The following is an 11,789-nucleotide window of genomic DNA, read 5'->3' as shown; positions in this document are numbered from 1 at the left end:
TCCTGTGCAGGAGCTCTGCACTGCTGCTACAGAATGTGCAGCAAGCTAAGACTACGTTTCGGTCAGTGAAGACTGTGTTACTGAGATGTTAGGATTTTGTGAGGCCGGTGCTCTGCGCGGTTGAGCAGTCGATTTCGATGACCGAGCCCTGGTCTGACTTTGAGACAACGCGAAGTGTGGCCCCTATGTATTCGCAAATGCGTTTGACGAGCGCAAGTCCTAGCCCGGTACCTTCCGAGCCTACGTAGCTACCAGTTTGCTCCTCAAGCAGCATTGCCATAACGGCATCTGGGAGACCGGCGCCTGTGTCGTGGACTTGAATCTTATATCCAGTGATTTCGACAGCTACTGTGCCGCGGTCGGTGTACAAGCACGCGTTTCGGATGAGGTTGCCCAAGGCCGACTCGAGGAGCTTAGGCGGAACTTTGAATCTAAAGTCGCCTCCGGCAAACGTCAGCTTGACAGGTTTGTCACGCACCAAAAATTGGTACTGTTCGACTTGAGCTTGTGCCAGAGCACCTACAGAAATCTCAGACGATTCGATAAGATTCGGAGCGCGTGCAAGCATCAGCAAAACGTTGACACTCTGCGACGCGTCCTCAATCGCTCGATTAATTCTTTCGACTGGCGCCCGCATTGCCGGGTGTTTTATCGTTTCTGACGAGAGAATTTCTACAGCGCCGCGAATAATCGTAAGCGGTGTTCGAAGTTCGTGGCTGACATCGCCAGTAAAGAATCGCTCGCGGTCCAGGTAGTGCTTCATCTCCTTGGCATAGTCATCGAACGCTCTCGCGAGCGCCCCAAGCTCGTTATTTTCTTGTAGAAGAGGAAGATTAGGCTGCTTTTCGGCAACTGCGAGAGACAGGCTAGTAATTGGCGAAACAAATCGACGTGCCATATAGCGGCCTAATAGCAGCGACAATCCAAGGAAGCCGATGAAGGAGGTCAGGATTAACGAGTAGACGGCTTTCTCGACATTTTCATAGTCTGATGCATGGTCGATTACGACGAATGGTCCAGCCGATGTGTGCCCTCCGAATACGTGCAGCTCAATGCCGTCGACAATAGCTTCTTGAATGCCCTCTGGAAGAGCTCGCAGTGAAGTGGGGATGCCTTCGCCATGATGGAAGCTTAATCCCGATGGCATTTCGACAGGCAAGCCACCAGCATACCTAGGGGCAGCCCATGCGGCGACTTCTTTCAAACGGTCGTCAACAAGCCTGACTTCAATGCCCTCAATGACAAATGCTCCAATAGTAATGAAAAGCAAACAACAGGCTGCAGTAAAAAGAAGGTACGCGCCGATAATTTGCCGGCCAATAGACTTAAAGGGTTTCATTATTTACTATTAATTTAAAGCCGATACCAGATACCGTCTGCAACATCGGTGCTGTTTCCGATTTATCGAGAGTCTGCCGCAATGCATGAATATGGGTGCGCAACGCGTCACTCTGCGGCCGATTGTCGCCCCAGATTGCGTACTCAAGCTCTTCGCGTGAGACCACGGCGGGAGAAGCGCGCATCAAACACCCTAGTATGATGAATCCGGTTTTTGTCAGGCTAAGTGGTCTACCTGCCCTAGTAGCATGAAAACTCTTACAATCAAAGTGAAGGTCCCCAACTACCAAGGTCGACGTTTCAGTGAGACCCTTAGCGCGCCGTACCAGAGCCTGAAGGCGTACCTCTAGTTCTACAAGGGAGAACGGCTTTACCAAATAATCATCGGCGCCGCTTGTGAAACCGTTGACCTTGTCTTCAAGCGTATCACGTGCTGTCAACATCAGCACAGGCGTCGCGTTGTTCATTTCGGTTCGCAATCGACGACATAGGTCGACGCCGTTCAGGCCAGGCAGCATGACGTCTAAAACGATGGCGTCGTACGTACCCTCTGCCGCGAATGACAGGCCGGCAAAACCATTGGTTGCGCAGTCGAGCGTATGGCCTCTAGGCTCGAGGAACCCGAACAGGTTAGCAAGGATGTCCGGGTTGTCTTCAATGATGAGAATTCTCATGCTTTCCTTGATTTTCTGAGTCTACAGCAACGTTCTAAGGTTACCTTTGTGGGTGCGCGAGTTGAGCATCTCAGCTGTTTGACAGTCGCTTAAGGCACGGCGAAAGCACGGCATTCTACAGTCTGAGCTACTACGTAGAGGGAAACCGGGTGCCGCAGCTCAGTGCAGCAGCCCCGGCTGTGGTGCGATTACTGTGCAGTCACCTCAGTAGTCAGTGTCGTTTTGTCAGCAAAAGTGACTTGCACTTGGGCGCGATTTCCCTTTGCGAGTTTCTTCAATCCATCTGACGTCATTGTATTGTTTGAGGCAGGGACAAGCGGATATGACGCTTTGCTCTTCGTACCCAACAACGTTAGGGTGCCTGAGGCGCCCGCTGTCGACACGGGTTCGGTCCCTTTAGTGAAGTGGACCTTCGTATTTTTCCCGCTGCCAGAGACTCCAGCCTTCACTTCAGCGTGCTGGACCTTTGGAGTAGGTTCGTCGTGCTCAGGATGAGCCATCGACAATCCATGCACAGCTGCGGACGAAGCAATTGCCAACGAAATGACTAACTTGTTAAATTTCTTCACAATTTACCTTTGAAATTTGGATGCCAGTTAGCGGGCCTGGCGTCCGGTGCCCGGTTGCTGCTATTTCTTGTAGATGTCAGAGTAAAACCCGCTTGCGCGAAGTACCACTGTCACAGGCGCTGCACTCTTGTTTTTCCAGTACCAACCATGCACTCCAGTGAACGGTGCGATGAGCGTGCCACGTGACTCACTAACCGCTTTCTCAAGGATGAAGCTTTCGAATTCGTTTTCCTTGGCGTTGACGGGCTCCCCGTGGAAGTCGTGATTCACCTTCTCCGAATTCTTCGTTTTCCACGTGTAGATTAGGGTGCTTCCCTTCGCCAAGTGCGTCTTCACCTCGACACCTTTGCCTGGAGCAAGCGTAACCTCCATGTCGTCGGCGCGATACGGTAGGGAAGGGCTAGACGAAATCGTCAGCGCGCGCTCCTCTCCAGGAGCGGAAACTGTTGAGCCTGGCACTGCCGCAATCGTTGCTGCTGAAACGCCCTGGCTTGTAGTCTGGACAACCGGCGCCTCTGGAGCTGCATGCAATTTCGTGAGGCCCATGGCCTTACCCAAGCCTGTTACGTCAATGCCGTACTCGGCCGGCAGCACGGCAACTGTGAGAAGAACTGCAGCGACTACGGCGGCGATGAGCGTTGCCCGCAGTAGTTCTCGTTTTGGCACCACGTGGGTGTCGGTCAAAGCTGAATGCATCATGAGAAATGTCCTTACGTACGAAGAAAACCTGTGAATTGAAATCCTGCCAGCATGAAGCCAGCGGTCATGAGGACGAAATTGCTCAGTGACGCGTGGCGAGCGAAGCTGACGGTTGAGCGCCAGTAGCGCATACCAATCAAAATTAGACTCAGCGCTAGCAGCTGCCCTATCTCGACGCCGATATTGAATGCAACCATATTCGGAATCAGTCCATCGGGTGACAGTGCGAAGTCCTGTAGCTTGGTTGCGAGGCCGAGGCCATGGAAAAATCCGAAAATTAGGACCGCCGCTTTTTTGTTAGGTTGAACTCCAAAAACCGTCTGGAACCCTCCGAGGTTGTCAAATGCTCGATATACGATTGAGAGTCCGATTATCGCGTCGACGAAGTAAGCATTGATATGCCATCCGTTCAAGACGCCCATCAGCAATGTGGTGCTGTGCCCAACGGCGAACAAGGTCACATACAAGCCGATATCCTTCATCCTGTACAGGAAGAAAATAACCCCACAAAGGAACAAAAGATGGTCGTACCCGGTCACCATGTGCTTAGCGCCCAAGTACATGAACGGCAGGAATTGGACACCGGTGCTCCCTTGCAGGAAGCTCTTATCCGACTCCGATACCCCGTGAGCGAAAGCGCTCGCACTCAGCAGCATCATCAAGGTGCCTACTACCCACCACCGACTGTTGCCATATAAATGTCTGCGAATGAATGTCATTGTGAGTCCCTATTAATCATGGTCCATATCCCATACCAGGTGAGCGTCGACAAGCAGGGAATAGTACGCACGGGCCGCCGCTACCTTCGTTGTCAGAGCGCTTTGCGCCGCGGTTGCCGCTTGCCGACGCGAGGTCAGGAGCGCCTGCAAGTCCGCCTCACCAAGCGTGTAAGCGCGCTGCAGGAGTTGACTGTTTTCGCGCATGGCTTCGGCACTGCTTTCAGCGATTTGCCAGCTTTCGTAGGCACCGTTCGCTGACGCCAGAGTCGCACTGATGATGGCGTCGAGCTCTCGTTTCTTCAGCTCGTGCTCTTGGTACGATACTTCCGCTGCGTGTACCGACCGGTCTGCGCGGCCTCTGCGGATAGTTCCAGGAATAGGGATGCTCAACATTACGCCAGTCAATCGCTCCCGTCCCCCAACTTCAGAAGCAGTGAACACCCCTACTGTTGGGTCGGGAATTCTGTCAGCGCGAGCGCGAGCGGTATTGGCCTTGGCCTTGGATAGCAAAGCCTCGCTAATTTTTAGCTCATCGCTCTGGTCGATAATTCGTGCGCGAAGTTGTCCAGGTTCAGTGTCAAGCGGCACTGCCTCAGGTACTGCTGAGAAGCGCCGTGGCATGTCAGGAAAGCGGGAATTTAGGCGTGCCCAAGCGACGTTCGCAGCAGTCTTTGCGTCGCTCGCAGCTCGCTGTTGCTCGCCAAGTTCGGCGCGTGCAATTCCCGCATCGAGCTTTGCCGCATCACCTGCTTTGACCCGTTTTTCGACAGCGTTGAAGTTGTCCGTCGCCGCTTTGACCTGGCTTGTTGCAAGCAACGCGTTTTGCTCAGCCTCGGTCCAGTTCAACCACAGGTCGAGCAGTGTGCGTGCTGTTTCGTGCAGGGCTTCGCCATATCTCGCTTCGCCCTCGTCGAGGGTGGCAGCAGCGATGTCACGGTCGGCCCGCGCTTTTTGAGGTAGGCGAAGTGTGCGTTCAAGCCCGACGTTCCATTCGTTGTAGCGAACACTAGGTTCGACGCGACGCCGCTGCGTAGTCGCTTTCGCAGTCCATTCATACGGCGAAGCACGCGTAAGCAGGGCGTCTTGTTGTGCGACCTGGCGGGTACCACGGGCAGCAGCAACTTCTGGGTCCCGGTCAATCAACGGTCTGACGATTTCAGTGGGCAATAAGCCTGGCGTAGGCGGCTGGGCTGCGTTGACGCTGCCGGCGACCAACGCTAGAAATAACCAATATTTCATCGAAATTCTCCTGCTTCGGTCACTGGCGACATCCAATATTTCAAACCGGTTCCGGCAAGTGCGCTGTTCAACTGAGCGACTACTTCGGCGCGCGTTGCGTGCAAGAGCAGTGCCTCGATTCGAGTCATTCGCGCCATGCCAAGAACTTGTTCGGTCGCGTTCAGCGCCGAGTGCTCAAGTCCGTGCGCGGAAGCTGCACTGCTCGTAAAGAATAAAATTTCAGGCATCGTCAGTAAGGTGTCGAGCACCTGCTCTGCGAGTGGGGGAGGGCAAAGTATCGTCAGGCAAAGTTCAGCCATGAGTAGTCTCCGGCTTCGCAACTGCAAAGCGCAAGTAAAGGATTGGTAGCAACATGAGCGTTAGAGCTGTAGCTGTAATCAGGCCTCCGATAACAACGATGGCCAAGGGGCGTTGAATTTCAGAGCCTGGACCCGTTGCGAACAGAAGCGGAATAAGACCGAACGCAGTGATGGAGGCAGTCATCATGACCGGGCGCAGACGTCGACGAGCCCCTTGGACAACGACATCCGCAAGTGCCATTCCGGTGCTCTGTAGCTGGTTGAAATAGCTCACCAGGACAATTCCGTTCAGGACGGTAATGCCCAACAGCGCAATGAATCCTACTGACGCAGGCACAGACAGGTACTCTCCAGTCACCCAAAGGGCGATGATTCCGCCCACGAGCGCGAACGGGATGATGCTCAGGATGAGAAGGGCTTGTCTAACTGAGCGGAAGGTTGAAAACAGCACGATGAAAATCAGCCCTAATGCGACTGGAATCACAATCGCGAGTCGGCTAGCGGCGCGCTGTTGGTTCTCGAACTGGCCACCCCAGGTAATCCTGTAGCCCGTTGGGAGGGTCAGCTTTTTAGCGACGCCAGCTTTGGCTTCCTCTACAAAGCCAACTAGGTCACGTCCACTAACGTTCGCAATCACGACGCTATATCTGCTTCCCATCTCGCGGTCGATTTTCACTGGGCCAGCAGCGCGTTCGAGTGTGGCTATGGCGGAGAGCGGGACTGTACTTCCGTCTTTGCCTGTGATGCGGATGGCGCCGAACTGAGTCGGTGACAGACGTACCGATTCGTCAGCACGGACGATAATTGGAGTGCGCCTGTTGCCTTCGATTGCACTGCCGGCTTGCTGCCCCTCGATTTGTACTCGGAGGCTGTCCTGGATTTCCTCAACGGACAAGCCCAGGCGGCCGGCCTGTAATCGGTCGACGACGACGCGCAAATATTGCACGCCATCGTTCTGAACGGTGTAGACGTCCTGGTTGCCGCGCACTGTCTTAAGCACCTCTTCGACTTGGCTTGCGTAGCGATTCAGTTGGTTGAGGTCAGGGCCGAAAACCTTCACAGCGATATCGCCGCGAACGCCAATAATCATCTCTGACACACGCATTTCGATGGGTTGTGTGAAGCTGTACTTGACACCCGGCAGCTCATCCAACACCTTGCGTACTTCATCCATCAGCGCTTCCTTACTCTTCATCCGCCACTGGTCGCGAGGTTTGAGTAGTAAGTACGTATCGGTCTGATTTAGCCCCATCGGGTCCAGTCCAATCTCGTCAGAACCCGCGCGGGCGTTGATACCGATAATTTCCGGTATGGCTTTCATCAAGGCCTGATGGATTTTCAAGTCGAGCGCTGCACTTTGCTCGAGGCTCACTGAGGGAAGCTTCTCGATGCCGACGATGAGGTCACCTTCGTCCATGGTAGGCATGAAGGTTTTGCCTACCTGTGTGTAGACCCCTGCTGCCACGAGCAACATCACTACTGCACCTATCGCAACGATGCGCTGACGGCGCATCGTCCACTCAAGTACTGGACCGTAAGCTGCAAGGAGCTTGCGTGGGAGCCAAGGTTCGTTATGAGCGACGTTTTTCAGAAGGTACGAAGCAAGCACCGGGATGATGGTGAACGACAGGAGCAACGAGCCGGCGAGGGCAAACACAATGGCCAGTGCAACCGGAGAGAAGAACTTTCCTTCCAGGTCCTGGAGAGTCAGCAGAGGTAAGAACACAGTGATGATGATGAGGATGCCAGACGTTACTGGCACAGCGACTTCGCTCACTGCTCGGTAGATGATGTGTAAGCGTGGGAGCTTACCTTTGGATGGGTCATCAGCCATGCGCTGAACAATATTCTCGACGACGACAACAGCAGCATCGACCAACATACCAATGGCAATCGCGAGTCCGCCCAAGCTCATCAAGTTCGCGGACATGTTAAACATGCGCATCAAGATAAATGTGACCAACGCAGCCATTGGCAGAACCATGGCGACGGTAAATGCGGCCCTTGCGTTCCCTAAAAATAAGACTAACAAAACGATGACGATGATGGTCGCTTCCAAAAGCGCGGATGAGACTGCACCGACTGCGTTGGACACCAGGTTGGCTCGGTCATAGAACACGTTGATTGCCACACCTTTTGGTAACGTCGGCTTGAGTTCCTCTAGCTTTTTACGTACACCTTCGACAACCTGCTGCGCGTTAGCGCCCGCTAACCCTAAAACGAGGCCTTGGACCGCTTCGCTCTTGCCACTTTGTGTGACAACGCCGTAGCGGGTCATGGTGCCAATCCGTACCTCCGCCACAGCGCCAATCCTTACTGGAACTCCGTCCTTCACAGTCACCACGACCGAGCGCAAGTCATCAAGGCTTGTGATGCTGCCTTCGCTGCGCACCAGGAGGACTTCATCTCCCTCACCGAGACGCCCGGCACCATCATTGCGATTGTTCGAGGATATGGCTTCCTTCAGCTGCGTGAGAGTGATGCCGCTAGCAGCCATCGCTGGCTCATTGGGCACTACTTCGAAGGCGCGAACTACACCACCCAAGGAGTTGACATCCGCAACCCCGGGAACCGTGCGTAACGCAGGGCGTATCACCCAGTCGAGTAAGCTGCGGCGCTCAGCCAGCGACATGCTCTCGCTCTCAACTGTGAACATGTACATCTCGCCCAGTGGCGTCGTGATAGGCGCCATGCCGCCGCTGATACCTGCGGGTAGACTTTCCGAAATGCCCGCAAGGCGCTCGCTTACCTGCTGCCGTGCCCAGTAGCGGTCGGTCCCATCCTGGAAATCGATAGTCACATCGGCTAAACCGTACTTGGTCACCGAGCGCAAAATCTTGGTGTTTGGTATGCCGAGCATTTCTACTTCAATAGGCACGGCAATGCGATTTTCGACCTCTTCCGGTGTCATACCGGGTGCCTTCATAATGACCTTGACCTGTGTGCTCGAAACGTCCGGGAACGCGTCAATAGGCAGCTGCGTGAAGGCATACCAGCCGGCACCGGCGACCATCAAAGTGGCCAGAAGCACGAACAGGCGCTGCGAGAGGCAGGCCTGAATCAGACGGGATAGCATCAATCGCCTCCCTTTTCGCCAAGCCAGGAGCCTTTGAGCGCGATGACTCCGGACACTGCAATTTTTTCGCCCGCGCGAAGGCTCCCGCTAACGCGCACCCGCTGACCGGCGCTGCTGAGTACTTTTACCGGACGGGCCTCGAAAGCTGCTCCATTACGAACAAACACATAGGCGTCTTGGTTGTCATGGGCTACAGCGGAGAGAGGGATATCCCAAGAGCCACTCGTTGCTGGCAAAGGAAATTGGACGGTAACCAGCTCACCCGGACGAAGACCGCTCGTACCCGCGTCGATAGAAGCCCGGATAACGACCGTCTGGCTGCCCGTCGCCACGATTGGGCTGATGCTTGTCACAGTAGCAGTGCCCGGGCGGCCTTGGAGTGTCAATTTGCTGCCAGTTCGCCATGCGGCGGCTTGGGCTGTCGGCGCCTGGATTTCCAACGCCAAGCGGTCTACTTGGGCTACGTGAATTAGGGCGACAGACGGTTCAACTCGCTGGCCTGGCTTGACATCAACACTCACCACGGTACCCGCACTCTGAGCCGACAGCGTGATGGCATCTTCCAGTTTGCCAGTAGCAATGACGCGCTCAATTTGTGGGCCTGCCATACCGCTAAAGCGAAGCGCCGCTTTGGCCTGGCGCAGCGCCGCTTCATTTTCCGAGAAGCTCGCCTGTGCTTCTTCGAGACGCCGGCGCGCAATAATGCCTTCATCAAACAGCGCTTTCTCGCGCAGGGAAGCTTTTCGAGCGAGATTTGTGCGGCTTGCGGCCTGGAGCAGTTGCAACTGAAGAGGCCCAAGTTCTGGACTGCTAATGCGAACCAAAGCGGTTCCTTGGCGGACCGTCTGGTTCGGCTGTACGAGTACTTGAGTCGCCAATCCCGATAGTGGCGTGCTGACTATCTGCTCTCGGTTGGGAGGTACGCTCACTTGCGCAGGAAGCGACAACATGACTGGTTGAGCCCCCGATTGAAGAGGAGCAGTTTCAATACTCAAGGCCTTCATCTGCTGGTCAGTAACCGTAAACTTGGCCTGTCGCTCTGCCGCGTAAGAGTTAGCGTGAAACGCCAATGCAACTGGCAACAACCGCAGTAGGAGCGTGACTTTTGGTCTCATAAATTTCTCGATATGACGAATTGGACATGCGGACGCAACGCGGCGTCAGCCGTCAAGGTAGATGCTAGAAAAGGGAAGGGCGCAACCAAGCGATGGGACGATGTAATCGTCCACAAACGCCTTATTCAGACTGTTCTACAGAGAGGACTACTTAAGAGCTCTCGGAAAAACGGACGGATTTAGGCTGCAAGTACGGTGAGGCGAGGTGGCTTAAACGGCTGGTCTAACGCTGGACGCGGAAGCGCCTGCGGAGGGAAGTGCAGGGAGATAGAGCTAACTTCAATTTCAACGCGAAGCGCGTTGCCTGGAACGCCTGTAATGAACTGAATGTGTTCCGCGGCGTGAAGTGCGTTGTGTTGAACCGACGTCAGACTGTCATCGTCGGTGGTGTCGTTAGACACCAGTTCATGATGGTCGTGGTCCGCAGCTAACTGGACAACATCGTCATGCATCAAGCCATGAGTCACTGACTTGTTAGTGAGGCTCCATAGGCCCATGTTCGCCAGAAATATGACGAGCAAGATGAGCGCGAGCGGATTGCGGAACTTCAACATGGTGCGACTCTACCACGAAGGTTCGCGTTCGGGAAGATGATGCAAAGTGCTCTTGTGGTTTCGGTGCTTAGGCACATCGCCCACGTCCTAGAGCCCAAGGTAAGTGACGATTTCAGCCCACCTGCAGCTAAGCGTGTGGAGTCCCGTGCCATCCTGCCGCGCGTATGCGCGAAGCTACTTGCTTTGTGGCTGGGTCGCATGGTCGTGCCGATGATGGATGTCCGGATAGTGCTCATGAGAGTGCGTAAGGGGCTCGTGAACATGGTGATGCGAGTGCGGCGCATTTATGTCGACGTCTGCATCGTGTTCGTGCTCATGATGGGTGTCGTGGTCATGAACGTGCTCGTGTTCGAACATCGTATGTTCATGTGCATGCCCATGCGACTCTGTCAGATGCAGCCAGAGGCCAATACCCATGAGCACAGCTGCAGTCCAAAAAGCGATGCCTGGACGTTCCCCAAACATGACCAAGGAAATCAAGGCGCCAGCAAAAGGTGCTGCGGAAAAATATGCGCCGGCTCGCGCGGTGCCAAGATGGCGAAGGGCCAAGACGAAGAGCACCAGGCTAATCCCATAGCCACATAATCCGACCGTTGCTGCGGTTAAAACAGTTGTCAGCTCAGGCAGTTGCTGGCCAAGCGAGAACGCAATGACCAGGTTGACGGTACCCGCAGTTAGTCCTTTAAGGCATGCAATTTGGACGGGGTCGCTAGCGGAAACTTTACGAGTCAAGTTGTTATCAATCGCCCAGCACAGGCAGGCCGCTACGATAGCTAGTGGCCCCCATGGAATACCGAATTCTGGTCGCTCGCTCCAAGAGAGCAGTGCCCCGGCCGCGACTATGAACACCATGCCGACGAAAATTCGCCGGTCAAAATTTTCTTTGAATACGAACCACGCTAGCATCGCTGTCAACACGCCTTCAAGGTTGAGGAGGAGTGAAGCTGATGATGCTGGTGTATTGACCAGCCCGACCATTAGGAGAACCGGTCCCGCTATGCCGCCGGACAAAATTGCGCCTGCGAGCCAGGGAATGTCACCTTTTGGGACGAGAGCCGGAGTGCTGTCGCGCACCAACACAGGTCTTAGTGCGAACCAGGTCGCCAAGCCTAGACCGCTACCCAAGTAAAGCAATCCGGCGAGCATTACCGGGTCGACTCTCCCAGTTAGCTGCTTGGAAAACGGGGTGCTTGCACCAAAAAGCGCTGCAGCAAGCAGAGCATAAAGCACTCCTTTGTGCATAGTTTCCTTGTTAGATAGACATCTTCGTGATGGGCTCTCATCTCGGCACCATTCGTCTCTCAGATGGTACTCAATACCCTACCCCCCTATAGTATATCGAATCTGAGGAAGTAGCTCGCACTATCCAAAATGTGAGGAAGTTGCGTATAGGCACCCACAGCAGTCTAAGTTAAGTGAGTTGTTAACAAAGTCTTGACACTGAAAATGGTGTAATGAAATTGCGCTCCACATGCTTGCTACTTACTGTGTCATCCACGTCGCCATG

The 11,789-nt window shown here is 54.5% G+C and carries 10 protein-coding genes; all 10 read right to left on the bottom strand.

Going from position 1 to position 11,789, the window contains the following annotated elements; all coding sequences use genetic code 11:
* Positions 1 to 88: 88 nt before the first annotated feature.
* The 10 genes from BM031_RS16830 to BM031_RS16785 all read right to left on the bottom strand — a co-directional run bounded on the left by BM031_RS16830 (position 89) and on the right by BM031_RS16785 (position 11,524).
* The gene (locus tag BM031_RS16830) at positions 89 to 1,339 is read right to left on the bottom strand and encodes a sensor histidine kinase (RefSeq protein ID WP_091875725.1); all 1,251 of its coding nucleotides are present in this window, start codon (positions 1,337 to 1,339) and stop codon (positions 89 to 91) included.
* Positions 1,326 to 2,012 carry a response regulator transcription factor gene (locus BM031_RS16825; RefSeq protein WP_091875724.1) on the bottom strand — a complete coding sequence of 229 codons (687 nt, stop codon included), beginning with the start codon at positions 2,010 to 2,012 and terminating at the stop codon, positions 1,326 to 1,328. Before BM031_RS16825 ends, BM031_RS16830 begins: the two co-directional genes overlap by 14 nt.
* Positions 2,013 to 2,641: 629 nt before the next feature.
* Complete coding sequence (locus BM031_RS16820) at positions 2,642 to 3,280, bottom strand: hypothetical protein (protein WP_091875723.1); 639 nt, start codon at positions 3,278 to 3,280, stop codon at positions 2,642 to 2,644.
* Positions 3,281 to 3,291: 11 nt separating this feature from the next.
* Complete coding sequence (locus tag BM031_RS16815; protein WP_229408960.1) at positions 3,292 to 3,939, bottom strand: HupE/UreJ family protein; 648 nt, start codon at positions 3,937 to 3,939, stop codon at positions 3,292 to 3,294.
* Positions 3,940 to 4,011: 72 nt separating this feature from the next.
* Positions 4,012 to 5,238, bottom strand: a complete 1,227-nt coding sequence (locus BM031_RS16810; RefSeq protein WP_091875721.1) for a TolC family protein — start codon at positions 5,236 to 5,238, stop codon at positions 4,012 to 4,014.
* Entirely contained in the window at positions 5,235 to 5,537 is a 303-nt protein-coding gene (locus BM031_RS16805) for a DUF3240 family protein (RefSeq protein ID WP_091875720.1), read from the bottom strand. Before BM031_RS16805 ends, BM031_RS16810 begins: the two co-directional genes overlap by 4 nt.
* Complete coding sequence (locus BM031_RS16800) at positions 5,530 to 8,613, bottom strand: efflux RND transporter permease subunit (RefSeq protein WP_091875719.1); 3,084 nt, start codon at positions 8,611 to 8,613, stop codon at positions 5,530 to 5,532. The genes BM031_RS16805 and BM031_RS16800 overlap by 8 nt, the downstream gene beginning before the upstream one ends.
* Positions 8,613 to 9,728 (bottom strand): efflux RND transporter periplasmic adaptor subunit, encoded by a 1,116-nt coding sequence (locus BM031_RS16795; protein WP_091875718.1) that lies wholly within the window; start codon positions 9,726 to 9,728, stop codon positions 8,613 to 8,615. The genes BM031_RS16800 and BM031_RS16795 overlap by 1 nt, the downstream gene beginning before the upstream one ends.
* A 179-nt stretch (positions 9,729 to 9,907) precedes the next feature.
* Positions 9,908 to 10,282: a hypothetical protein gene (locus tag BM031_RS16790; RefSeq protein WP_091875717.1), complete on the bottom strand. Its 375-nt coding sequence runs from the start codon at positions 10,280 to 10,282 to the stop codon at positions 9,908 to 9,910.
* A 174-nt stretch (positions 10,283 to 10,456) separates the two neighbouring features.
* A complete protein-coding gene (locus tag BM031_RS16785; protein WP_091875716.1) occupies positions 10,457 to 11,524 on the bottom strand; it encodes a DMT family transporter in 1,068 nt (355 codons plus the stop codon).
* Positions 11,525 to 11,789 lie beyond the last annotated feature (265 nt).

It is taken from the genome of Massilia yuzhufengensis (assembly GCF_900112225.1).
GTDB classification, from domain to species: Bacteria; Pseudomonadota; Gammaproteobacteria; order Burkholderiales; family Burkholderiaceae_D; genus Telluria; species Telluria yuzhufengensis.
The sequence above is the reverse complement of the archived record's forward strand: the minus strand, read 5'-3'. Positions and strand labels throughout refer to the sequence as shown.